Source organism: Amycolatopsis bartoniae, from assembly GCF_014191255.1.
GTDB lineage: Bacteria > Actinomycetota > Actinomycetes > Mycobacteriales > Pseudonocardiaceae > Amycolatopsis_E > Amycolatopsis_E bartoniae.
On record NZ_JACHWH010000002.1, the window covers coordinates 43,799 to 67,569 of the forward strand.

General features: G+C 72.1%; 21 protein-coding genes and 1 pseudogene. 10 read left to right on the forward strand and 12 right to left on the reverse strand.

All coding sequences use genetic code 11. The features are described 5' to 3' along the window. Positions 1–49 precede the first annotated feature (49 nt). From FHX82_RS12080 to FHX82_RS12090, 3 genes are read right to left on the reverse strand one after another with little or no spacing between them, the layout of a single operon-like run. The gene (locus FHX82_RS12080; RefSeq protein WP_145938709.1) at positions 50–1,273 is read right to left on the reverse strand and encodes a glycosyltransferase; all 1,224 of its coding nucleotides are present in this window, start codon (positions 1,271–1,273) and stop codon (positions 50–52) included. A gap of 16 nt (positions 1,274–1,289) precedes the next feature. After that, complete coding sequence (locus FHX82_RS12085; protein WP_183176606.1) at positions 1,290–2,264, reverse strand: glycosyltransferase; 975 nt, start codon at positions 2,262–2,264, stop codon at positions 1,290–1,292. 52 nt (positions 2,265–2,316) lie between these two features. Continuing rightward, the gene (locus FHX82_RS12090; protein ID WP_145937180.1) at positions 2,317–2,751 is read right to left on the reverse strand and encodes a DUF4383 domain-containing protein; all 435 of its coding nucleotides are present in this window, start codon (positions 2,749–2,751) and stop codon (positions 2,317–2,319) included. Between the two features lie 149 nt (positions 2,752–2,900). Between FHX82_RS12090 and FHX82_RS12095 the strand changes: the two genes are divergently transcribed. The 3 genes from FHX82_RS12095 to FHX82_RS12105 are packed head-to-tail and all read left to right on the forward strand — an operon-like array spanning position 2,901 to position 6,489. Then, the gene (locus tag FHX82_RS12095; protein ID WP_183176607.1) at positions 2,901–3,698 is read left to right on the forward strand and encodes a SigB/SigF/SigG family RNA polymerase sigma factor; all 798 of its coding nucleotides are present in this window, start codon (positions 2,901–2,903) and stop codon (positions 3,696–3,698) included. Between the two features lie 39 nt (positions 3,699–3,737). Next, on the forward strand, positions 3,738–6,242 hold the full coding sequence (locus tag FHX82_RS12100) for an ATP-dependent Clp protease ATP-binding subunit (protein WP_145937179.1): 2,505 nt from the start codon (positions 3,738–3,740) through the stop codon (positions 6,240–6,242). 7 nt (positions 6,243–6,249) lie between these two features. Further along, complete coding sequence (locus FHX82_RS12105) at positions 6,250–6,489, forward strand: DUF6480 family protein (protein WP_145937178.1); 240 nt, start codon at positions 6,250–6,252, stop codon at positions 6,487–6,489. A gap of 888 nt (positions 6,490–7,377) precedes the next feature. Here the strand turns inward: FHX82_RS12105 and FHX82_RS12110 are convergent. The 4 genes from FHX82_RS12110 to FHX82_RS12125 all read right to left on the reverse strand — a co-directional run bounded on the left by FHX82_RS12110 (position 7,378) and on the right by FHX82_RS12125 (position 11,820). Next, positions 7,378–8,373, reverse strand: a complete 996-nt coding sequence (locus FHX82_RS12110; protein ID WP_145937177.1) for a sialidase family protein — start codon at positions 8,371–8,373, stop codon at positions 7,378–7,380. Between the two features lie 437 nt (positions 8,374–8,810). Further along, entirely contained in the window at positions 8,811–9,647 is an 837-nt protein-coding gene (locus FHX82_RS12115) for an SCO6745 family protein (protein WP_221215890.1), read from the reverse strand. Between the two features lie 221 nt (positions 9,648–9,868). Next, positions 9,869–10,366: a PaaI family thioesterase gene (locus FHX82_RS12120; RefSeq protein ID WP_145937175.1), complete on the reverse strand. Its 498-nt coding sequence runs from the start codon at positions 10,364–10,366 to the stop codon at positions 9,869–9,871. A gap of 47 nt (positions 10,367–10,413) precedes the next feature. After that, a complete protein-coding gene (locus tag FHX82_RS12125; protein ID WP_145937174.1) occupies positions 10,414–11,820 on the reverse strand; it encodes an amidase in 1,407 nt (468 codons plus the stop codon). A gap of 44 nt (positions 11,821–11,864) precedes the next feature. On the opposite strand from FHX82_RS12125, the gene FHX82_RS12130 reads away from it, so the two are divergent. From FHX82_RS12130 to FHX82_RS12145, 4 genes are read left to right on the forward strand one after another with little or no spacing between them, the layout of a single operon-like run. Further along, positions 11,865–12,221, forward strand: a complete 357-nt coding sequence (locus FHX82_RS12130; RefSeq protein ID WP_145937173.1) for an ArsR/SmtB family transcription factor — start codon at positions 11,865–11,867, stop codon at positions 12,219–12,221. A 40-nt stretch (positions 12,222–12,261) separates the two neighbouring features. Next, the gene (locus FHX82_RS12135) at positions 12,262–12,996 is read left to right on the forward strand and encodes an HAD family hydrolase (RefSeq protein WP_145937172.1); all 735 of its coding nucleotides are present in this window, start codon (positions 12,262–12,264) and stop codon (positions 12,994–12,996) included. After that, positions 12,993–15,377, forward strand: coding sequence for a glycoside hydrolase family 65 protein (locus tag FHX82_RS12140; RefSeq protein WP_145937171.1), 2,385 nt, complete (start codon positions 12,993–12,995; stop codon positions 15,375–15,377). The genes FHX82_RS12135 and FHX82_RS12140 overlap by 4 nt, the downstream gene beginning before the upstream one ends. A gap of 44 nt (positions 15,378–15,421) precedes the next feature. Beyond that, entirely contained in the window at positions 15,422–15,598 is a 177-nt protein-coding gene (locus FHX82_RS12145) for a hypothetical protein (protein ID WP_183176608.1), read from the forward strand. Positions 15,599–15,871: 273 nt separating this feature from the next. Here FHX82_RS12145 and FHX82_RS12150 read toward each other — a convergent pair whose 3' ends face one another. Beyond that, entirely contained in the window at positions 15,872–16,648 is a 777-nt protein-coding gene (locus FHX82_RS12150) for an Fpg/Nei family DNA glycosylase (protein WP_145937170.1), read from the reverse strand. Positions 16,649–16,698: 50 nt separating this feature from the next. Here FHX82_RS12150 and FHX82_RS12155 point away from each other — a divergent pair, with 50 nt between their 5' ends. Next, positions 16,699–17,100 (forward strand): nitroreductase family deazaflavin-dependent oxidoreductase, encoded by a 402-nt coding sequence (locus FHX82_RS12155; protein WP_145937169.1) that lies wholly within the window; start codon positions 16,699–16,701, stop codon positions 17,098–17,100. Here FHX82_RS12155 and FHX82_RS12160 read toward each other — a convergent pair. From FHX82_RS12160 to FHX82_RS12170, 3 genes and pseudogenes are all read right to left on the reverse strand, one after another. Then, positions 17,072–18,112, reverse strand: coding sequence for an LLM class F420-dependent oxidoreductase (locus tag FHX82_RS12160; protein WP_145937168.1), 1,041 nt, complete (start codon positions 18,110–18,112; stop codon positions 17,072–17,074). The genes FHX82_RS12155 and FHX82_RS12160 overlap by 29 nt on opposite strands. 45 nt (positions 18,113–18,157) lie before the next feature. Continuing rightward, positions 18,158–19,774, reverse strand: a pseudogene (locus FHX82_RS12165) (DUF885 domain-containing protein); the annotation flags it as partial. A gap of 162 nt (positions 19,775–19,936) precedes the next feature. Continuing rightward, a complete protein-coding gene (locus FHX82_RS12170; RefSeq protein WP_145937166.1) occupies positions 19,937–21,586 on the reverse strand; it encodes a DUF885 domain-containing protein in 1,650 nt (549 codons plus the stop codon). Between the two features lie 43 nt (positions 21,587–21,629). Between FHX82_RS12170 and FHX82_RS12175 the strand changes: the two genes are divergently transcribed. Beyond that, positions 21,630–22,391: an AsnC family transcriptional regulator gene (locus tag FHX82_RS12175; protein ID WP_145937165.1), complete on the forward strand. Its 762-nt coding sequence runs from the start codon at positions 21,630–21,632 to the stop codon at positions 22,389–22,391. Here FHX82_RS12175 and FHX82_RS12180 read toward each other — a convergent pair. After that, entirely contained in the window at positions 22,388–23,056 is a 669-nt protein-coding gene (locus FHX82_RS12180) for a helix-turn-helix transcriptional regulator (protein WP_145937164.1), read from the reverse strand. The two genes, FHX82_RS12175 and FHX82_RS12180, sit on opposite strands and share 4 nt — an antisense overlap. A 119-nt stretch (positions 23,057–23,175) precedes the next feature. Between FHX82_RS12180 and folE the strand changes: the two genes are divergently transcribed. Then, a complete protein-coding gene (folE, locus tag FHX82_RS12185) occupies positions 23,176–23,769 on the forward strand; it encodes a GTP cyclohydrolase I FolE (RefSeq protein WP_229881307.1) in 594 nt (197 codons plus the stop codon). Positions 23,770–23,771 lie beyond the last annotated feature (2 nt).

Consider the following 23,771-nt stretch of genomic DNA (forward strand, 5'->3'; position numbering starts at 1 on the left):
GCCCTCGCGGTGAGGGCCCCTCCTTTTTTTCGTTGTGAGGTAAGGAAGATCAGGCGCGGCCGACCGCGGCCCGCGAAGACGGGGCGACCCGCTCGGGGAGCGCTTTCTCGTACACCCGCAGGATGTCCACGGCGATGCGATCCCAGGAGTAGCGCGAATGCGCCCGGTCCATCCCGGCGACGCCGTACGCTTCACGCTGGGCCGGGTTGTCCAGCAGCCGGCGCAGGGTCGCGGCCAGCAGGTCGGGCCGCTTCGCGGGAACCAGCTCACCGGTCACGCCGTCGACCACCGTGTCGGTGAGCCCGCCGACCGCCGCGGCGACGACGGGACGGCCGCAGGCCATCGCCTCCAGCGGCACGATGCCGAACGGCTCGTACCACGGCGTGCACACCACGAGGTCGGCCGAGCGCAGCAGCGCCGGCATCTCCGTGCGCGAAACCTTGCCCAGCAGGTGCACGCGGTCGGCGACCCCGCACCGCTGCGCCAGCTCGCGCAGCCGCCGCGCCTCCGCGTCGTCGGCGAGCTTGCCGTGGTCCGGACCACCGGCGATCACCAGCTCGGTGTCGGGCACCCCGGCCAGTGCGGAGATCGCCGTGGCGAAACCCTTGCGCGGCACCAGTCTGCCGACGCTGACGATCCGGTGTTTCGCCCCGCGCTCCGCGGCCGGGCCCTCCGCACCGAAGCGGTCGAGGTTCACCCCGCACGGCACCACGGACATCTTCGCCCGGGGCAGGCCCATCCTGGCCAGCTCGAACACCTCGTCCGAGCAGGTCGCCGCGACCTGCGCCGCGTTCTTGCCGATCAGCCGCTCCAGCCGGACGCGGTCCGGCGGGCTGGTGTCGGCGGCGCCCTGGTGCCTGCGCTTGACCGCGCCCAGGGCGTGAAAGGTCTGGATCACCGGGATGCCCGTCTCCCGCGTGGCGAGGATCGAGGCCAGCCCGGACATCCAGAAGTGCGCGTGCACCACGTCGGGCTGGTCGGCGCCCCAGCGCGCGGCGAGGAACCGGCCGAACTCGGTCATGTGCGGGAGCAGCTCGTCCTTCGGCAGGTACCGCGCCGACCCGGCGGGCACGTGCACCACCTCGTACCCGGCCTCGGTGCGCACGCTCTCCGGCTGCCCGGCGTCGTCGCGCCGGGTGTAGACCGTCACCTCGTGCCCCTGCCGGCACAGCGCCGCCGACAGTTCGGCCACGTGGACGTTCTGCCCACCCGCGTCGACCTCGCCGAGCGCGGCCAAGGGGTTGGCGTGCTCGGAGACCATCGAGATCTTCATGCTCTACCTCCAGACATCAGCTGCGCACGAGCCCGGTGAGCTGGACGTCCCAGTTGCGCAGGAAGGCGTCCAGCCCGTAGTGGGCCAGTGCGAACTCGCGCGCGCTCTTGCCCATGCGGTGCGCGAGCTCCGGTTCGGAAACGAGTTCACGGACCGCGTTCGTGAGCTCCGCGAGGTCGGCCGAGACGAACCCGGCCTCGCGGGGCACCGCGCGCGCGGCCTCCGTGCTGGCCACCGCGACCACCGGCATCCCCAGGTGCATCGCTTCGAGCAGCGACAGACCCAGTGAGGTCCAGCGGGGGGTGTGCAGGTAAAGGCGGCACCGGGCCAGGTCGGTGTAGAGCTCGTCCTGACCCAGGTCGCCCCTCGGCCGCACGCGGTCACCGAAGGCCAGCTTCTCGACCCCGATGCCGTACACCTGCAACGGTGCGACCTCCGCGAAAACGGGCAGCAGGTCCGTACCCACCGCCCGTCCCCGGCGCACCGGTTCGTTCAGCACGACGCCGGCCACCGGCTCCTCGCCCGTGTACCGCTCGCCCGGGTCGGGGATGCCGTGCTCGATCACGCTCGTCGGCGCCCGTCCCGAGTCCCACATCAGGCGGTTGTAGTGCGTGACGTGCACGATCGGGACGTCGTCGCGGTCGGCGAGGAAGTGCCGCGTGCGCGGCACGTCCCCGGTCGGCGTGTTGTGCTCCAGGTAGAGCGCGGGCACGTCGCGCCCGGCCCGCAGCCCCGTCCAGCGCTCCAGCAGCTCGAACTCCTCGGGCCGCTGCAGGACGGCGACGTCGAACCCTTCGTCGCGCAGCTCGTCCGGGGAAACCTCACGCGCGGTGTCGGGCCAGGCCCGTCCCGCCCGGCCCATCCCCCACTTGCCGCCTTCCGGAAGCACCGGCAACAGGTACTCGTGCCGTCCCTGGACGAAGGCCCCGGTGTAGGAGCCATGGCTGTGCCACACGAGTACCCGGAGCCGATCGCGCTGCGCCCTCGTCATGCTGGGGAACATTCACCTGGCGCGGAGCAGCTAAACCCGGGAAGCAGAACTGCTACTCTCCGTGTTCGTTCTTCCTCCCATCGTGTGCATCGCGCTGCGGCAGCAGTCCCATGATCAGTCCGAGTACGGCCGTGACCCCGTGCAGCACGTTGTCCCCCCAGCCGACGTCGAAGAAGTGCCGCACGTCACCGGGCTGGTTCGTCGCCGCCGACAGCGCGCCGTACACCGTGTAGCCGGCGAGCCCGAAGAACAGCACGAACCCGATGACCTGGGCCGCGGCACCGCCGCGCCAGGCCGCGCCGAGCGCCAGCACGCCGATCGCGATCCGCACGACGTCCAGCAGCGGGCCGGTGTGGAACCACAGGATCGGCTGGTCGATCAGGAACAGCCCGACGACGCCGAGCACGAGATACACGACACCGATCACGAGCGCCAGCGCCCGCGGAACCGCGACGCGCTTACGCGAACGGGTGTCGGATGTGGTCATGGTGTTACCTCCTCGCCGGTTTTCTGCGGCCAGGGTTTCCCGGGAAGGGTGTCGCCAACCAGGATTGGTCCCGGAAGTGACGGGGTAGCCCGGACCATGCGAGCAGACCACAGGACCTGCGGGGTCCCCGTCCTCCGGGCGCCCGGAGCATGACGGTGGCGAAGCCCCGTACACCGGCCTCCGGCGGCGAGCTGACCGAGGACGAGAAGGTCTCGCTGTTCAAGCAGCTGGCGGCCACCGACCCCGCGGACCCGCGCCGCGAGACCCTGCGCACCGCGCTGGTCACGGAGTACCTGTCGGTCGCCGAGCACATCGCCCGCCGCTTCAGCGGCCGCGGCGAGGCCTACGACGACCTGGTGCAGGTCGCGCGCGTGGGCCTGATCAACGCGGTGGACCGGTTCGAACCCGAGCGCGGCAGCGACTTCCTGTCGTTCGCGGTGCCCACCATCATGGGCGAGGTCCGCCGCCACTTCCGCGACGCGAGCTGGTCGGTCCGCGTACCCCGGCGGCTCAAGGAGCTGCACCTGCAGATCGGCCAGGTCAGCGGCGAGCTGGGCCAGCGCCTCGGCCGCGCGCCCACGCCGACGGAGATCGCCCGCGCGCTGGACCTCACGGTCGACGAGGTGAGCGAGGGTCTGCAGGCCGGAAACGCCTACTACGCCATCTCCGTGGACAAGCCCGCCGGAGAGGAAAGCGAATCCGCTTCGCTCGCGGACACCCTGGGCGAAGAGGACAACGGTCTCCAGTCGGTCGAGAACCACGAGGCGCTGCAACCACTTCTGCGTGACCTGCCCGAGCGCGAGCGCACGATCCTGATGCTGCGCTTCTTCGGCAACATGACGCAGACGCAGATCGCCAAGCGCGTCGGCATCTCGCAGATGCACGTCTCGCGGCTGCTCGCCCAGACACTGCAGCACCTGCGCGAGAAGCTCACCGACGAGCCGTGAGCCGTTTCGCGCCGGAAGGCGCCGGGTAGCCGCGAGGCCATGACTGGTTTCTTCCCCGGCGGCGGCAGCCCCTTCGACCAGTTCCTGGCGCAGTTCTTCGGAAACGCGATGCCCGGGCGGCGGCCGCAGTCCGTCGACATCACCCGGCTGCTGACCGACCAGGCCAGGGAACTGATCTCCGAGGCCGCGGAGAAGGCGGCCGAGCAGGGGCGTGCCGACGTCGACACCGAGCACCTGCTGTGGGCGGCCACGCAGGTGCCCGTGACGCGGCAGCTGCTGGAGAACGCGGGCGCGAAACCGGATGCCCTCGCGGGCGAGGTCGGCGGTCAGCCCGGCGCCGAGCGCACGACTCCGACGGCACTCGCGCCCGGCGCGAAGCGCGCGTTGCTGGACGCGCACGGCATCGCCCGCAGCATGGGCTCTTCCTACATCGGCCCGCAGCACCTGTTGCTGGCGCTGGCGGTCAACCCGCAGTCCGCGGCGGGCCGCATCCTCGCGCGCGCCGGTGCCGATCCCCAGTCGCTGCAAAGCCCGCCCCCCGGACGCGCGCAGCAGGGCGGTTCCCGCACACAGCGCGGCGGCGACACCCCGACGCTGGACCAGTTCGGCCGGGACCTGACCGCGCAGGCGCGCGAGGGCGGCATCGACCCGGTGGTGGGGCGGGACGAGGAGATCGAGCAGACGATCGAGGTGCTTTCCCGTCGTACCAAGAACAATCCCGTCCTGATCGGCGAGGCGGGTGTCGGCAAGACGGCCATCGTCGAGGGGCTCGCGCAGCGGCTGGCCGACGGTGACGTACCCGACAGCCTGGCCGGACGCCGTGTCGTGCAGCTGGACCTCACCGCGATGGTCGCCGGAACGCGGTACCGCGGCGACTTCGAGGAGCGGATGACCAGCCTGCTCAGCGAGATCCGGGGTCACCGCGACGACCTGATCGTGTTCATCGACGAGCTGCACACCGTCGTCGGCGCGGGCGCGTCGGAGGGTTCGATGGGCGCGGGCAACATGCTCAAGCCCGCGCTGGCCCGCGGCGAGCTGCACATCGTCGGCGCGACCACGCTCGACGAGTACCGGCAGAACATCGAGAAGGACCCGGCACTCGAACGGCGGTTCCAACCCATCCTGGTGCCCGAGCCGAGCGTGGAGGACACGATCTCGATCCTGCACGGGCTGCGCGACCGGTACGAGGCGCACCACCAGGTGCGGTTCACCGACGACGCGCTCACCGCGGCCGCGGACCTGTCCGACCGCTACCTCACCGACCGCTTCCTGCCGGACAAGGCCATCGACCTCATCGACCAGGCGGGTGCCCGCGTGCGGCTGCGTTCCGGCCGCAGGCCGAACCAGGTGCGTGAGCTGGAGGACCGTCTCGAACAGCTGACGCGTGTCAAGGACCAGGCCGTGGCGGAGGAGGACTTCGAGCGGGCTTCGCAGGCCCGCGACGAGATCGCGGCGATCCGGGAGCGGCTCCACGACGCCGACTCCCAGGGCAGGCCGACCGGCACGATCGAGGTCACGCCCGAGGACATCGCCGAGGTGATCTCGCGGCTCACCGGGGTGCCGGTCCACCAGCTCACCGAGGACGAGCGCGATCGCCTGCTGCGTCTGGAGGAACACCTGCACCAGCGCGTGGTCGGCCAGGACGAGGCGGTCTCCGCGGTGGCCGAGGCCGTGCGCCGGTCGCGGGCGGGACTGTCCGAACCGGACCGTCCATTCGGGAGCTTCCTGTTCCTGGGGCCCACCGGTGTCGGCAAGACGGAGCTGGCGCGGGCGCTCGCCGAGGCGCTGTTCGGCGACCAGGACCGGATGATCCGGATCGACATGTCGGAGTACGGCGAGCGGCACACGGTCTCGCGGTTGATCGGCGCCCCGCCGGGCTACGTCGGGTACGAGGAGGCCGGGCAGCTGACCGAGGCCGTGCGGCGGCGGCCGTACTCGGTGGTGCTGCTCGACGAGGTCGAGAAGGCGCATCCGGAGATCTTCAACGTGTTGTTGCAGGTCCTCGACGACGGACGGCTGACCGACGGCCGCGGCCGCACGGTGAACTTCGGCAACACGGTGCTGATCATGACGAGCAACATCGGCTCGGAGCTGATCACCAGCGGCACGCAGGGCGCGCTGGGTTTCAGCCGCGCGGACGGAACCGACACCGACCGCCCGTTGCGGGAACGGCTGATGCGGCGGCTGCGGGAGACGTTCCGGCCGGAGTTCCTCAACCGGATCGACGAGATCATCGTGTTCCGCAAGCTCGACGCCGAGCAGCTGGAGCGGATCACGCGGTTGTTGCTGGAGCAGACCGAGCGGCGGGCGCACGCGCAGAACATCGCGGTCGAGTTCACGCCGGAAGCGGTTTCCTGGCTGGCGCGCGAGGGTTACCAGCCCGAGTTCGGTGCCCGTCCGATGCGCCGGACGATCCAGCGCGAGGTGGACAACCAGCTGTCCACGATGATGCTGCGCGGCGACGTCGGCCCCGGTTCGCGGGTGCGGGTGTCGGCCGGCGAGCACGGCCTGTCCTTCGACGTCACCGCCTCGGTGGGAAAGTGAGCACTCCATGACCCGCAGCAGCAACCCCGATCCGGACCCCGACAACACCCCGGGCCTCGAACCGGGCGGCGGCGTGCAACCCGGTGACACCCCGCCGGACTCCGGCTCGACGACGCTCGGCCTGTCGAACCGGGAACCGCACCAGCCCAGGTCGGTCCCGTGGATCACGATTGTGATCGCGGTGATCCTGGCACTGCTGATCGCGGCCCTCGTGGTGTCCTCCGCCGTCGGCTGGCTGCACTTCTAGGCGGTGCAAGCGGCGGCCGGGCGACCACGGCCTTCCAGCCCCGCCGGGGGCAGCGGCGGTGCGGCGCGGGCGGCAGGCGGTACGGCGGGTGCCGATCGGGGGGCGCGGCGCAGGCGGCGGTGCGGGCGGCGCAGGCGGCGGCGGCGCGGCGCAGGCGGCAGGCGGTACGGCGGGTGCCGATCGGGGGGCGCGGCGCAGGCGGCGGTGCGGGCGGCAGGCGGTACGGCGGGTGGCGGTGCCGGTCGGCGGCGCGGCGCAGGCGGCGATGCGGGCGGCAGGCGGTACGGCGGGTGGCGGTGCCAGTCGGCGGCGCGGCGCAGGCGGCGATGCGGCGCAGGCGGCAGGCCCGATCAGCGCCTCCCAACCCGGCACGGTTAACCGTTGACACCCAGGACCTCCCAGCCCGGCCTGCGCGGTTAACCGTTTACCGCCAACGCCTCCTGGACCCGGCATGGCTAGCCGCTCGCACCCAACGCCCCGCAACCCGGCACGGTTAACCGTCTACCGGCCAGCGCGTCCCAGACCGCCACGGCGACGGTTCACATCCGACGCCTCCCGGCGGCCAGACGGTTAACCGTTTACCGCCACCCCCTGGACTGACACGGCAAACCGTTTACGGCCAGCACCTCCAACACGGGACGGTTATCCGTCTACCGTCAGCACCTCCCAGTCCGGCGCGGTCGACCGTCTACCGCGAGCGCCTCCAGACCGACGCGGCAACCGTTCACGCCCCGCCACCTCCCAGCCCGGGCGTGCGGTTAACCGTCTACCGCAGCCCTCTCAGGCCGACGGTTAACCGTTTACCGCCAGCGCCTCGCCGTCGCCGCGGTCGACGGTCCGGCGCCGGTGCCTTCCGGCTCCGCGCGAGTGGCGGGTGGCGGATGGCGCTCAACGAGCACCTTCCAGCTCGGCGCGGCTGACGGTCACGAAGGCGATGCCGCGGCGCTGCCAGGTGTAGGTGACGGCGACCCCGTCGCACCAAGGGACGATGGCCGGGTAGGAGAACTCGGCCCGGCCACCGGTCTGGATGCCCGTCTCGGCCGGGACGATCGCGTCCGCGTCCGGCACCCGTTCTTCGAGCGTGACGGCCCGGAACCACCGTCGACCGTCGCTTGTGGACACCGACAGCACGAGCGGGTTGCGCGCGCCCCAGTCGGCGGCCACCGGGTTGTGCGCCAGCACCACGAGCCCGTCGTCGAGCCGGACCGCGTCGAGGCCACTGTTGTTGTTCGGCAGTTCCGTCGGCCGGGCGAGTGCCCACGTGCGGCCACCATCATCCGAAGTGGACTCGTACACGGCGCCCGCGGAACTGCGCAGCACCATCCGCACCTGGCCGCGGTCGTTCTGCCACACCGCGGGCTGGATGACGTTCGGCCCGGCGGGCACGTTTTCGCCGCGCTGCCACGTCTTTCCGCAGTCCTCGCTTCGATCGGCGAAGGCATCCCAGCGCTCCCCCTCGACGGACGCGGGCGCGAGCCAGGTGCCGTCGGCGAGCACGAGGAGTTTGTTCTTCACCGGGCCGCGCCCGCCTCGGTCGCCGGGCACCAGCTCGCGTTCGGGCGAAAACGTGCGGCCGCCGTCGCGGGACTCGCGCACCATGGTCCGCCACCGCGGGATCGGCGAGCCCGCCTTGTAGAACAGCAGGACGCGGTCGCCGTCCGCGTGCAGCACGGGATTCCAGTGCGGCTCGTCCCCACCCGCGACCCGCCACGGCGTGCCCCAGGTGCCCTCGCGACGCGCCAGCCAGATGCCGACATCCGCGGCGCCCTCCCGCGAGCCACCGAACCACGCCACCAGCGCCGCGCCGCCACCCAGCGGCAACACGGTCGAGGCGTGCGAATGCGCGAACCGCGGATCGTCGCGCGCGACGAACTCCTTCTCCATGCGGGTACTGTATACCGTTAACGGTCAACCCGACAGGCGCCGGTTAACAGTCAACCAAAGCACCGGCGCTCGAGCCGGATCCGGATGCGGCACCACTTCTTGAGAGGGGAAGCGTGCGTACGCGTAAGCCGCGGTTATCGGTCAACCGCGGACCCAGCCGCGATTGCGCAGGCTCCGGTTAACCGTCAACCGAGACACCGGCGCTCCCAACCGGCTTCGGGAGACGCCACCACCCTTCAGCAGCGGCCTCGCGAGCAGGAGACATGCGGGAGCGCACAAGTCGCGGTTAACCGTCAACCAAGACGCCCGGCTCCGACCGGATTCGGAGACGACACCACTCCTCCGGCCACCCGTCTCACGAGCGGGAGGCGTGCGGATGCGTAAGCCGCGGTCAACAGTCAACCCAATGCAGATCCCAGCCGCGGTTAACCGTCAACTCAGGGCGCCGGTGCTCCCACCGGATTGGGATAGGGCACCGCTCCCCCGGCGAGCCGCTTCGCGAGGGGGCGCAGCACGGCATCGACGCGAGCCAGTTCGGCCTCCGTCGCGGCCGCGTATGCCTGCGCGGCCAGCTCGTCGGTGCGGCGCTCGATGTGCTCGCGCAGGCGCCGGCCCTCCTCGGTCAGTCCGTCCGCCACCAGGCCGCGCTCGACGAGCCGGGCGTGCGCCGCCGACCACTCGTCGTCCGTCCACCCTCGATGAGGTAGGACGAGGTCGCGACTGCCGTCCGCCGCGTCACGTAGGACGTGTGCCTCCAGTCCGCCGATGCCCTCCGCCACCAGGACCGCCACGTGCCCGTCGCCGCGGTGTTCTCGCAGCGCCGTGGTCGCGAGCCACAACGCGGCCACCGGGTCCTCGGGCTCCGGCAGGTCCGCGTTCGCCGCGCCGAGCGGGCGCCCCTCCCAGCTCGCTGAGCGGACGATCCGCCACAACACGGAAACGACCTCGGCCAGTGGCTCGCGGTCCAGGCCCGGCAGGTGCTCGCGCAGCGCCGTGACCGCGCCCGCCAGCCTCGCGGTCAGCGCCTGCTCCGGTGGCACGACGGCCCAGATCGCCGGGACCGTGCGCGCCAGGAACGACGGGGCGAAGTTGTGGAAGGCGGCCACGACGGGGCCGAGGGTGACCGCACCGAGCGGCGCCGCCCGGGTCGCAACGTAGCCCCGCCAGAAACCCCGCAGCCCGGCGGCTTCGTGCGCCGCCCGCGCCTGCGGCGTGAAGTAGGTGACGTCGTGGACCGCCTCCAGCACGGCCCACAGCTCCCGCGCTCGGATCACGACTGTGTGATCAGGTGACATCGTGAATCGCCTCCAGCATGATCCAGAGGCCGCGTCCGCCGATCACGGCCGCGGCCTGAAGTACGTGACCGGGGTGGGGTTGTGGGGTGGTGGTGCCGGTGATGGGTGTGCGGGTTTTGTGGGATGTGCTGGAGCTGCCTGATCACGCGGGCATGACCGGCGTGCGGGGTCTGTGCGCGGTGCTGGGGCGATCTGCGATGTCACGGCCGCGTGATCAGGCAGCTGCCCGAGCCGGTGGCGAGCAGCGTGCCTTGCGCGTCCCGCAGTTCCGCCTCTCCGAAGCCCACCCGCGAGCCGACCTTCACCACATAGCCACGCGCCTGCAGCTCGCCCGCCGACGGGTGGATCGCCTTCAGATAGCTCACCTTCAGGTCGATGGACGAGTAGAACACCCCCGCGGGCAGCTTGGTGTGCACCGCACACCCGATCGCCGAGTCCAGCATCGTCGCCGCCACGCCGCCGTGCACCATGCCGATCGGGTTGTACAGCGACTCGTCCGCCTCGGCGGCGAAGACCACCTCGCCGTCGCTCACGCTGACCAGCCGCATCCCCAGGTGCGCCGCGATCGGCGCGCCGGGGATCCGGCCCTCCGCGATCTCGGTCAGGTACGCCAGGCCCGGCATGCTCCGGCCCCGCTCCGCCGCCGCCAGCGGGTCCTCCCACGTGATCGTCTTCTGCCGCACTGCCTCGACCGTCATCAAGCCCTCCTAAGACGCCTGTCATAGCCCACCTTATGACATTCGTCTTAGTCCGTCACGGGGCGCCGCTCACCGAACCCCGTGGCCCGCTCGAACGCGTGCCCCGCCTGCAGCACGGCGAAATCGGCCCGGTGCGGCCCCACGATCTGGACGCCGACGGGCAAACCGGCACCCGTGAACCCGGCGGGCACCGCCAGCGCGGGGCACCCGGTGGCGGACACGAAGTACGCCGAGCGCATCCAGTCGAGGTACGTCTCCATCGGCTCGCCGTCGATCTCCACCGGATACTCGAGGCCGGCGTCGAACGGCGGCACCTGGCTGACCGGCAGCACGAGGAAGTCGTAGCGCGTGAAGAACTCGTGCACCCGCTGGAACAGTTCCGTCCGCAGCACCTCCGCGCGGCCGAGGTCCGGTCCGGTCAGCCTGCGGCCCTCCTCGACGTTCCACCGGATCGACTCCTTGACCATCCCGGTTCCCAGCAGCGGCCCGAACCGCACCCCGAACTGCCACGCCCGCAGCGTCCGGAACACCTCGTCCGCGCCGGAGAAGTCCGGGCAGTCCCGCTCCACGCGGCACCCGAGCTCCTCGAACACCTTCGCCGACGCCTCCACCACCGCCCGCACCTCGCGGTCCACCCGCACACTCCCGCCCAGGTCCGGCGACCACGCCACGCGCGCCCCGGCAAGGTCCCGGGCCAGCGGCCGGGCGAACGAAGATCCCGGCTCCGCCAGGGAAATCGGCGAACGCGGGTCCGGCCCGGCGAGCACCGACAGCAGCAGCGCCGCGTCCTCCACCGACCGGGCCATCGGCCCCTGCACGGAAAGCGTGCTCCACGCCAGCTTCGCGGGCACGGTCGGCACCCGCCCCGGCGACGGCCGGAACCCGACGACATTGGTGAAGGACGCGGGATTGCGCAGCGAGCCGCCCATGTCGCTGCCGTCGGCCAGCGGGTGCATCCCGCAGGCCAGCGCCACCGCCGCACCGCCGCTGCTGCCGCCCGCCGAGCGACTCAGGTCGTACGGGTTGCGCGTCAGTCCGAACACCGGGTTGAAGGTGTGCGACCCGGCCGCCCACTCCGGCACGTTCGTCTTGCCGATGGTGATCGCGCCCGCCGCCCGCATCCGCGCCACCACCAGCTCGTCCCGCTCGGGCACGTGGTCGGCGAACAGCGGCGAACCGTAGGTGGTGCGGATGCCCGCGGTGTCGTGGGTGTCCTTGTGCGCCACCGGAAGCCCGTGCAGCGGTGGCAGTTCCACACCGGAGGCGGCGCGCTCGTCGGCCTCGTGCGCCTCGGCCAGCGCACGCTCCGCGACGAGCGTGACGACGGCGTTCACGGCCGGGTTCACGCGCTCGATCCGGTCCAGGTGCGCCCGCACCACTTCGCGTGCGGACAGCTCGCGGGCGGCCAGCGCGGCCCGCAGCCGGGTCGCGGGCAGGAAGCAGATTTCGTCCATCGTCCGATGATGGGCCACGCGGGCGGGAGTGAGACCATGGGCGCATGCCCGAGGAGCCGGAACGACGCGCGATCGACCCCGCCGCCGTCGCGGCCGCGCTCGACGGGCTGGGCGACCGCGCGGTGGTGCACCAGTGGGCGGAACGCTTTTCGATCCTCGCCGACCCGTCGCGGCTCACCCTGCTCGTGTGTATCCACTACGCGCGGGAGATCGCTGTGACGGATCTCGCGGTGGCGGCGGGCATGACCGACACGGCGGTCTCCCAGGCCCTGCGGCTGCTGCGCGCCCACGGCCTGGTGACGGGCCACCGGACCGGCCGCGTGGTGCGCTACCGCCTCGCCGACGCCACGGTGCACGAGCTCATCCACCACGTCCGGCCCCACCCCGGCAACCTGGCGTAGAGAGCGGCGAGAACACGGTCGGCCAGGTACCGTGCGAGGCATGATCGGGCTGCCCGAAGGAATCACCGCCTGTCTGTTCGACCTCGACGGAGTGCTCACCGGCACCGCCGTGCTGCACCGGGAAGCGTGGAAGAAGACGTTCGACCCCTTCCTGCGCGGCCGGGACGGAGAGGGCTTTCAGCCGTTCACCGACGCGGACTACGCGAAGTACGTGGACGGCCGCTCGCGCGCGGACGGCGTGCGGGAGTTCCTGTCCTCGCGCGGCATCACGCTGCCCGAGGGCGACCCGGACGACGCACCGGACGCGCCCACCGTCAACGGGCTCGGCAACCGCAAGAACGAGCTCGTGCTGAAGGTCATCGACGAACAGGGCGTCGACCCGTACCCGGGTTCGCGGCGCTACCTCGAAGCCGCGCAGCAGGCGGGGCTCAAGATCGCCGTGGTGACGTCGTCCGCCAACGGCGAGGCGGTGCTGGACGCCGCCGACCTGAGCCGGTTCGTGCAGGCGCGTGTGGACGGTCTCGTGATCCGCCGCGAGCACCTGCGCGGCAAGCCCGCACCCGACGCGTTCCTCGCCGGCGCCAAGGCACTGGGCGTCGAACCCGCCCACGCCGCCGTGTTCGAGGACGCCCTCGCCGGGGTCCAGGCGGGCAAGGCGGGTGACTTCGGCTACGTCGTCGGCGTCAACCGCGCGAACCAGGCGGACGAGCTGCGGGCGCACGGCGCCGACGTGGTGGTGGACGACCTCGCGGACCTGTTGGGGGACAAGGCATGAGCGCACCGGTCGAGGGGTACGAATGCGACCCGTGGCGGCTGCGCTGGCGCGGCCTCGCCGTCGACCAGCTGCAGCGGACCGAGTCGACGTTCGCGCTGGCGAACGGGCACATCGGCATCCGGGGCACGTTCGAGGAGGGTGAGCCACGCGGGCTGCCCGGCACGTACCTCAACGGCTTCTACGAGGAGCACGAGCTGCCCTACGCCGAGGCGGGCTACGGCTACCCGGAGGCCGGGCAGACGGTCGTGAACGTCACCGACGGCAAGATCATCCGGCTGCTGGTCGAGGACGAGCCGTTCGACATGCGGTACGGGACTGCCACGGCACACGACCGCACGCTCGACTTCCGCACCGGCACGCTCACCCGCAACACCGACTGGGTCTCCCCCACCGGGCGGCAGGTGCGCGTGCGCACCGAGCGGCTGGTGTCGTTCACGCAGCGCGCCGTCGTCGCGATCCGGTACGAGGTCGAGCCGCTGGACGCCGACACGCAACTGGTGCTGCAGTCCGACCTGCTGGCGAACGAGCCGATCGAGACCGACACCAGCGACCCGCGGGTGGCGGCCGCGCTGCAGAACCCGCTGGAGGCGGAGTTCGACTTCGCCGACGAGTTCCGCGCGGTGCTGGTGCACCGGACGCGGCGCTCGGGGCTGCGCATCGCCGCCGCGATGGACCACCTCATCGAGTCGCCGGACGGGCTGCGCACCACGATCACCGCGGAGGACGACCTCGCGCGACTGACCGTCGCGGTGGACGTGCCGCGCGGAAAGGTGTTGCGGCTGACCAAGTTCCTGGCCTACGGCTGGTCGGCGCAGCGGTCGATCCCCGCGCTGCGGGCGCAGGTGGACGCCGCGCTCGCCGGCGCCGTGCAGACCGGCTGGGACGGGCTGCTCGCCGAGCAGCGGGCGTTCCTCGACGACTTCTGGGCCACGGCGGACATCGAGGTGGACGGCGACCCGGAGCTGCAGCAGGCGACGCGCTTCGCGCTGTTCCACATCCTGCAGGCCGGGGCCCGCGGCGAGAGCCGCGCGATCCCCGGCAAGGGGCTGACCGGCCCCGGCTACGACGGACATGCCTTCTGGGACACCGAAACCTTCGTGCTCCAGGTGCTCACGTACACCATGCCGGAGGCCGCGCGGGACGCGCTGCGCTGGCGACATTCCACTTTGGACAAAGCACGCGACCGCGCGAAACAGCTGGGGCTGCGGGGCGCGGCGTTCCCGTGGCGGTCGATCAACGGTGCCGAGTGCTCGGCGTACTGGCCCGCGGGCACGGCGGCGTTCCACGTCAGCGCGGACATCTCCGACGCCGTGGCGCGCTACCTCGCCGCGACCGGGGACGAGGACTTCGAGCGCGGCTGCGGGTGCGAGATCCTCGCCGAGACCGCGCGGCTGTGGATGTCGCTGGGGCACTACGACTCGCACGGCCGGTTCCGCATCGACGGCGTCACCGGGCCGGACGAGTACTCGGCGGTGGCGGACAACAACGTCTACACGAACCTGATGGCGCGCCGGAACCTGCGCGAGGCCGCGGCCTCCTGCGAGCGGTTCCCGGACGTGGCCGCCGGGCTGGACGTCGATCAGGCCGAGATCGGCGAGTGGCGGGAGGCCGCCGCCCGGATGCTCGTGCCGTACGACGAGGAGCGGGGCGTGCACCCGCAGTCGGAGGGGTTCACCGAGCACCGGGACTGGGACTTCGAGCAGACGCCGCTGGAGGACTACCCGCTGCTGCTGCACTACCCGTACTTCGACCTCTACCGCAAGCAGGTCGTGAAGCAGGCGGACCTGGTGCTGGCGCTGCACCTGTGCGGGGACTCGTTCAGCCCGGAGGAGAAGGCCCGGAACTTCAAGTACTACGAGGCCCGCACGGTGCGCGACTCGTCCCTCTCGGCGGCGACGCAGGCCGTGATCGCGGCGGAGGTCGGGCACCTGGACCTCGCGTACGACTACCTGGGCGAGGCGGCGCTGACCGACCTGCACGACGTGCACAACAACGTGCAGAACGGCCTGCACATGGCGTCACTGGCCGGGGCGTGGCTGGGTTTCGTCGCGGGCTTCGGCGGGATGCGGGACCACAACGGGGAGTACGCTTTCGCGCCCCGGCTTCCGTCTACTTTGGACCGCATCCGGTTCCGGATGTGCATCCGGGACAGCCGGTTCTCGGTGGAGATCCACGCGGACCGCGCGACGTACCGGCTGCTGTCGGGCAAGCCGGTGGAGATCACGCACCACGGCCGGGTGTGCACGGTGGACGAGGAGCCCACCACCCTGCCGATCCCGCCGATCGACCCCGGCCCGGCGCCCACCCAGCCCGCGGGCCGCGCGCCCTCCCGGCGGCACCCGGAGGGCCTGCGCCCGGAGAACCCGGTGCCCCAGACCTGACCGGCGGGCTCGCGGGCGTGGCGGAAATGGGGTAAGCCGGAGCCATGGCGCAAGAACAGGAAAAGAAGCGGAACGTCGACCCGGATCCGCCGCTGACGCCCGGCTTCCCGCGGCTCAAGCACCCGGACCTGGACCCCGACCAGACCGAGGACGTACCCAAGACACCACCGAACAGCGAAGACGTGCAGGCGGACAACCCCACGCCCGAGCCGCCGGACTGAGCCGGGTCCGGGCCGGACTGGGCCGCCTCAACCCGGGCTGGCAGTGGCGGGCAGCGAAGCCCCCGGATCGAGCGCCCGGCGGCGACCACCCAGCGGCCCCGCCGCGACGCGGCGGGCAATGACGCACTTGCGCCGCCGGTCCGGGCCGCCTCAACCCGGGCTGGCAGTGGCGGGCACCGAAGCCCCCGGATCGAGCGCCCGGCGGCGACCACCCAGCGGCCCCGCCGCGACGCGGCGGGCAATAACGCACTCGCGCCGCCGGTCCGGGCCGCCTCAACCCGGCTGGCAGTGCGGGCACCACACCGTCCCCCGGCCGCCGACGCGGGCGTGGCTCAGCGCCGTCCCGCAGCGGGGGCACGTGCCGGACGGCTCGTCGCGGCGGCCGGTCAGCCAGGACGGGCGCGGCGGGACCCGTTCGGCGCGCACGGCGGACCGCAGCGTCGAACGCATCCGGGCGTGCAGGCGGTCCACGTCGGCCGGGGCCAGGTCCGCCACCGGCGTGCGAGGGTTGATCCGCGCCCGCCACAGGATCTCGTCCGCGAGCAGGTTGCCCAGCCCGGCGAGCACCGCCTGATCGGTCAGCGCCACCTTCACCTGCCGCCGCGCGGGCAGCAACTCGCGGAACCGTCCTTTCGGCACCTCCAGCGCGTCCGGGCCGGTGCCGTCCAGCACCCGCTCCAGCGCCGCTTCGTCCTCGGCCAGCCGGAGTCCCTGCAGCTTGCGCATGTCCCGGTACCGCAACTGCCCGCCCCGCAGGTGGAAGATCACGCGATCGTGTGGGTGCGGCTCGCCGGACTCCCAGCGCAGCGAGCCCGTCATGCCGAAGTGCAGCACCACCGTCTCGCGCCGCCCGGCGACGGGCGCGACCAGCCACTTCCCCAGCCGCCGCGGCTCGGCGAAACGCTGCCCCACCAGGACGTCCCGCAACCGCCGCGCGCCGACCCCGCGCAGCACCTGGGCGTCACGCACCTCCACGTCCTCGATCCGCCGTCGCACGGCGTGCTCGGCGAGGACGCGGCGGAACCCTTCGACGTCGGGCAGTTCCGGCACCCTCCTGGCTTCCACTGCGCGCGGGCGGCCAAACGAGTCATGCTGTGCCCATGGTGCTACCGAAGCAGCTCGCCCGGATCAACCGCGTGGTGACGAACCGCGTGCTCGGTCCGCTCGCCCGGCAGGCCCCGGGGTTCGGCAAGATCGTCCACCGCGGCCGCCGGTCCGGGCGCGAGTACCGCACGCCCGTGAACGTCTTCGCCACCCCGACGGGTTACGTCGTGGCGCTCACCTACGGCCCGGACGCCGACTGGGTGCGCAACGTGCTCGCCGAAGGGGGCTGCCAGCTGGAGACCCGCGGCACGCTGGTCCAGCTGACCAACCCGCGCATCGTGCACGACGAGCAGCGCCGCGCGGCGCCCGTTCCGGTGCGGCAGGTCCTCACGCTGGTCGGCGTGACGGACTTCCTGCACCTGGACCGGGTCAGCCCAGCATCTCCTTCAGCCGGCTGACCACCTGCACGCGTCGTTCGAGTCCCGGCTCCAGCAGCGTCACCTGCAGCGTCGTCACGCCGGCGGCGGCGTAGGCGGCGAGGCGCTCCTTGACGTACCCGGCGGGGCCGATGAGGCTGATCGCCTCCAGCAGCTCCGCCGGGACCGCCGCGGCGGCCTCCTCCTTCTTGCCGTCCAGGTAGAGGTCCTGGATCTTCTTCGCTTCGGCCTCGTACCCGTAGCGGCACGCCAGCTCGTTGTAGAAGTTCTTGCCCCGCGCGCCCATGCCACCGACGTACAGCGCGACCATCGGCCGCACCCAGTCGATCATGTGCTTGACGTCGTCACCGATCGCGACCGGCACGCCGACCACGACGTCCAGCTCGCCCAGCGACGGGTCACGCTTCGCCCTGCCCTCGGCGAGCGAGTCGCCCCACACGTCCGCGGCCTTCTCGGGGTGGAAGAAGATCGGCTCCCAGCCCTCGGCGATCTCGGCGGTCATCGCGACGTTCTTCGGGCCGATCGAGGCCAGGATGATCGGGATGCGCTCGCGCACCGGGTGGTTGATCAGCTTGAGCGGCTTGCCCAGGCCCGTGCCCTGGTCGGCGGGCAGCGGGATCTGGTAGTGCTTCCCGGCGTGCTGGACGCGCTCGCGCCGCCACACCTGGCGGCAGATCTCGACGATCTCGCGGGTGCGGCCCAGCGGCGCGTCGTACTTCACGCCGTGGAAGCCCTCGATCACCTGCGGCCCGGACGCGCCGATGCCGAGGGAGAACCGGCCGCCCGACACGAAGTCCAGCCCGGCGGCCGTCATCGCGGTCAGCGTCGGCGTGCGGGTGTAGATCTGCAGGATGCCCGAGGCCAGCTCGACGCGCTCGGTGCGCGCGGCGAGGTAGCCGAGCTGGCTGACCGCGTCGAAGGAGTACGCCTCGGGCACGGACACGATGTCCAGCCCCGCCTTCTCCAGCTCGACCACGTCGGCCACGCTTTCGGCGAAGCCGCCGGCGTAGGAGATCTGCGTCCCGATGCGCATCTGTGCCGCCTTCCGAACTGAGCGCCCGCTTAGCTGCCGGTCACCCTACCCCACCGCCGCGACCCAGTCCCGGACCACGGTGTCGAGCACCGCGAGCGGCAGGACGCCCGAGCCGAGCACGGTGTCGTGGAAGCCGCGGATGTCGAACCGCTCCCCCAGCGCCCGCTCGGCCTCGGCCCGCACGCGCTGGATCTCCAGGCGGCCCACCATGTAGGACAGCGCCTGCCCCGGCACGCCCGCGTACCGGTCGACCTCCAGCTCGATCTCCAGCGGCGCCATCGGCGTGTGCTCACGCAGGTGGTCCACGGCCTGCTGGCGGCTCCAGCCCAGCGCGTGCAGCCCGGTGTCGACGACGAGCCGCCCGGCGCGCAGGGAGTCCATGGTCAGCATGCCCAGCCGCGTCAGGTCGCTGGAGTACAGCCCCATCTCGTCGGCCAGCCGCTCGGCGTAGAGACCCCAGCCCTCCAGGTAGGAGTTCACCGGGGCGATCTTGCGCAGCAGCGGGACGCCGTCGAGGTTCATCGCGCTGGTGAGCTGGAAGTGGTGCCCCGGCACGGCTTCGTGAAAGGCGACCGCCTCGCTCGTGTGCCGGAACCGCTCCTCGGCGTGGTGGGTGTTCGCGAAGTAGGTGCCCTTGCGGGTGCCGGCGAAGTCGGGCTGCAGGTAGTACGCGATCGTGCCGCTGTCGGCCTCGGCCGCCGGCACCGGCCGTACCTCGCACGGCTCGTCCGGCACCGTGCGGAACCACTGCGGCGCCACGGCTTCGGCCTTGCGGATCGCCGAGCGCGCGCTTTCCAGCAGCTCCTCGCCGCTGTGCCAGCGCAGCGCGGGATCGGTGCGCAGCCGGTCGAAGATCTCCGGCAGCTCGGAGGTCCCGAACACGCGCGAGCCCAGCTCGCGGTACTCCTCGGCGAGCTGGTCGATCAGCCGCAGCCCGGTCTCGTGCAGGTCCTGCGGCGTGCGGTCGGTGGTGGTGTGCACCCGGACGAGCCGCGCGTAACGCTGCTCGCCGTTCGGCTGCCAGCACAGCCCGGGCCGGTCCTCCCCCAGCGCCCGCGGCGACAGCTCGTCGAGCAGGAACTCGCGGTAGCGCGCGAACGCCGGGCGCACCACGTCGGCGAGCAGCGCCTCCTGGCGGTCCACAAAGGAATGTCCGGGAATGTTGAGTGGGTCCGACTCCGGGTGGTCGAGGTACCGGCCGAGCAGGTCGGCACCCTCCCGGACCAGGAACCCGGGCGGCGTCGCGCCCCGCTGCCGCCCCGTCACGGCGTCCAAATAGGACGGAATCTGCGCGAGCCTCGCCACGTGCCCCGCCGCCCGCTCCTCGTCGGCCAGTGTGACCTGGGGCAACAGGTTCAGCAGCATCAGCCCCGGCGCGGACAGCGCGTCGCTGACGGAGAACTCGACCTCCGCGGCGTCGATGAGGTCCACCGCCGCCCGGGCCTGCTGCACGACCACGCCACGCGTGACAGGATCGCCCTGCGCCGACTCCGCGGCGGCCGCGAGGTCGTTGTAGCGGGCACGGAACCGTTGCGCTGCCTCGTTTCCCGGGTCCGGGAGCCGGTCGTGGTCGCCGGGCAGGCTCAGCAGCGAGGGCCAGAGCGGGTTCTCGGCGAACCACGTCTGGACGAACTCGTCGGCGAGCTCCTCGACCTCGCTCATGCGGCTTCCCTTCGGACGCGGCAAGCCGCGGCGGTGTTGTCGGCCAGCATGGTGCTGATGATTCGCTCGCAAGCGTCGCTCATGCGGCTTCCCTTCGGACGCGGCAAGCCGCGGCGGTGTTGTCGGCCAGCATGGTGCTGATGATTCGCTCGCAAGCGTCGCTCATGCGCCCTGTTCCTCGACCCACGCGGTGACCACGGCGTCGAGCACCGACATCGGCAGCGCACCACCGCCGAGCACGACGTCGTGGAACGCCCGGATGTCGAACCGCTCGCCCAGCGCCCGCTTCGCCTGCTCGCGGATGCGCAGGATCTCCAGGCGCCCCACCATGTACGACAGCGCCTGCCCCGGGTACGCGAGGTAGCGGTCCACCTCGTTGTCGATCTCCACCTGCGGCATCGGCGTGTGCTCGCGCAGGAACGCGACGCCCTGCTCCCGGCTCCAGCCCTTGGCGTGCAACCCGGTGTCGACGACGAGCCGCCCGGCGCGCATCGAGTCCATCGTCAGCATCCCCAGCCGCGTCAGGTCGCTGGAGTACAGCCCCATCTCGTCGGCCAGCCGCTCGGTGTACAGGCCCCAGCCCTCGGCGTACGCGGTGAAGTCGCCGATGCGGCGCAGCAGCGGCAGATCGGTCAGCGTGAGCGCGGTGGACAGCTGGAAGTGGTGGCCGGGAATGGCTTCGTGGAACGCGATCACCTCCGACGTGTGCCGGAAGCGCTCGGTCACCTCGTAGGTGTTCGCGAAGTACGTGCCCGGCCGCGAACCGTCGACGGACGGCTGCAGGTAGAACGCGGTGGGCGCGCCGGGCGCCTCCGCCGCCGGCACGGCCTCGACGACCCACGGGTGCGGCGGAATGCGCCCGAACCACTGGGGGGACGCCGCTTCCGCACGGGAGATCGCCGCGCGGGCGGACTCCAGCAGCTCGTCCTCGTCCCGCCAGCGCAGCTCCGGGTCCGTGCGCAGCCGCTCGAAGATCTCCGGCAGCTCGGCGGTGCCGAACACGCGCGAGCCGAGCACGGCGTACTCGCCCGCCAGCTCCTCGATGATCCGCAGGCCGGTCTCGTGCAGGTCGTCGGGCGAGCGCTCGGTGGTGGTGTGGGCCCGGGCGAACGCCGCGTACATGCGCTCGCCGTCGGGCAGCCAGCACAGCCCGCCCTTGTCCGCCGGGCGCCCGTGCTGGACGATCTCGTCCGCCAGGACGTCGCGGTACCGCGCGAAGGCGGGCCGCACGAGCGTCTCCAGCAGCTCCGCGCGGCGCTTCGCGAAGTCCTCGTCCGGCGCGGGCTGGCGCAGCAGCGGGTCGGCCGTGGGATCGGCGAGGTAGCGGTCGAGGTGCGCGATCGCGTTGCGCACCAGGTGTTCCACCGGGACGCGCCCGGCCGCGACACCGCTGCGGTGGCGCTCGGCGGCCTGTTCGAGGTACTCCGGGATCGCGGCGAGCCTGCCGAGGTACAGCTCGGTCTGCGTGCCGATGCCGATCATCGGCAGCATGGTCAGCAACCCGGCGGCGGGCGCCACGAACATGTCCGTGACGGTGTACTCCGCGCCGTGCGCACTGATCCTGTCCAGGTAGCCGCGGGCCTGGCTGACGAGCACGTCGCGGGTGGTGCGGTCTTCGGCGGTCTCGGGCTGCAGCGCGAGCGCGCGGCTCACGAAGTCCTTCAGCACCGTGCGCTGCTTCGCCTCGCCGACCTCGCTCAGGTCGCCGATCCCCTCCCGGACGGACTCGATGCCCAGCACCGCGGGCCACAGCGGCTCGGCGTCGAAGAGCGCTTCCACGAACTCGTCGGCAAGTTTGGTCACCTCGGTCACCGGCACAGGCTACGCCCGGGGTGAGCGGGTAGCGTTTCCGATCGTGGCCGTGACCGATCCCCTGGACGCCCGCCTGCTCGCCGCGCTGGCCGAGGTGGGCAAGATCGCGGTGCACGAGCTCGCGGCGAAGGTCGGGATGGACCCGCGCGAGGTCGCCTACCGGCTCGTCGCGTTGTCCGGCAGCGGGTTGCCGCTGCTGGTCGGCGTCGAGAGCGATCCGCACGGGCTGCGTGCGGCGCTCGCCGGGATGCGGCCGCAGTACCCCGTCCCGGTCCGCGCGCCGCAGCCACCGCCTCCGCCGCCGCCCGTCGACCCGGTGCTGAGCACGTGGGGTCCGCCGCAGACGGCGTCGTGGGCGCGCGGCGACCGCAAGGCCGCGCCGCAACGCACCGGCCGCATCGGGGACGCGCTGGCGACGCAGGGCCTGGACGGCGAGCAGCTGAGCGTCCAGCTGCTGGAGGTGCAGGACCCGGCGGACTTCCTGTTCGGCGCGGCGGGTTACCGGCTGGAGCCGGGCGAGCGGGCCGTGGTGGTGCACACCGAGATCAGCAACCGCGGCGGCGTGCCGTTCGGGTCGCTGCCGGACAACTACCTGGAGCTGGTGACCGCCGACGGCAAGGCGATCCCGAAGGCGCCCGTCTCGCTCACGTCGCGGCCGCCACACCGGATCGGCGTGCGGCCGGGCGAGACCACCGGCGGGCACACGGTGTACCTCGTGCCGGAGGCCACGCGCATCGTGTCGGTGCGGTGGAGCCCCCGCCCGGAGCCCGATGAGCGCACCCTGACGTGGTCGCTGGACGGTTAGTCCGGTTCGGACTGTCTTATCCGGACACAGCAGGCGTCCGGGGCGGGGTGGAGGTACACGCGGTCCGCGGGTTCGCCGAGGCCGGCGAGGAGTCCTTCGGTGAAGCCGAGGTTCATGCCGCAGATCAGTTCGGTGTGGTGCCGGGCGAGGCTGTGGAAGGGGCAGTTGCCGAGCACCAGCTCGCCGCACTGGAGGCGCGGTTCGTAGCCGTGTTCTTCGAGCACGCGCCGGATGTCGCCCCGGCCGGCGGCGCACTGTTCGCCTGCCGCCCGGGCCCGCGCCCGCAGGATCGGGCCCGGCGGCAGGCCCGAGGCGTCCGCCTCCGCGACGGCGTCCGCGAGCAGCACGGCCGCCAGTTCGTACCGCCGGTCGGGCAGGGAGACGCTGACCTGCGCGGCGGACCGGCGGTAGAGCTTGGCCGGGCGGCCCGCACCGGGCCCCCTGCGCCCGGTGCGGCGTTGGAAACTGACCTCCAGCAGCTGCTCGTCCACGAGCCGGTCGAGGTGGAACGCGACCGTGGCGCGCGGCAGGCCCGTCGCCTCCGCCACCTCGTCCCGCCCGACCGGGCCCGGCTGCCGGACCACGTGGTCGTAGAGCCTCCGGCGGGTCGGCTCGTCGAGCGCGGCGACCGCCGAGACGGCCCGTGCCGCCGGAAGCTTGTCCATCCCTTGGACTCTAAAGCACATCGTCGTTGACGAAAACCGTTCGGCCGCTCTAAAGTCGGCGGGAGTTGGCGTTAGAAAGGGCATCGCCGGTGACTGTGAACGATCTCTACCCCGCGGACGTGCCGGCGCGGCACCTCAGCGTCGTGCACGACCGCGAGACGGTCGACCTGCCCGCCGCGCAGCGCGCGATCAGGGACCTGCTCGTCGCGCTGGGCAAGGACCCGGAGTCGGAGCACCTGGCCGACACCCCGCGGCGGGTCGCGAAGTCCTACGCGGAGCTGCTCAACCCGCGCGAGTTCCAGCTCACCACGTTCCCCAACGACGAGGGCTACGACGAGCTGGTGCTGGCGAAGCGGATTCCGTTCTCGTCGCTGTGCGAGCACCACATGCTGCCTTTCTATGGCGTCGCCCACGTCGGTTACCTGCCCGGCGAGCGGATACTGGGGCTGTCCAAGCTCGCCAGGGTGGTGGAGCTGTTCGCCCGCGACCTGCAGGTGCAGGAACGGCTGACCAAGCAGGTCGCCGACTGGCTGCAGGAACACCTCGCGCCGAAGGGCGTCGGGGTGGTGCTCGAAGCGGAACACCTGTGCATGTCGCTGCGGGGCGTGCAGGCCGCCGGCTCCCGCACGGTGACCTCCGCACTGCACGGCCTGCTGCGGGAGGACCGCGGCACGCGGCAGGAGTTCTTCGCCCTGACGGGCACGCAACGCTGAGG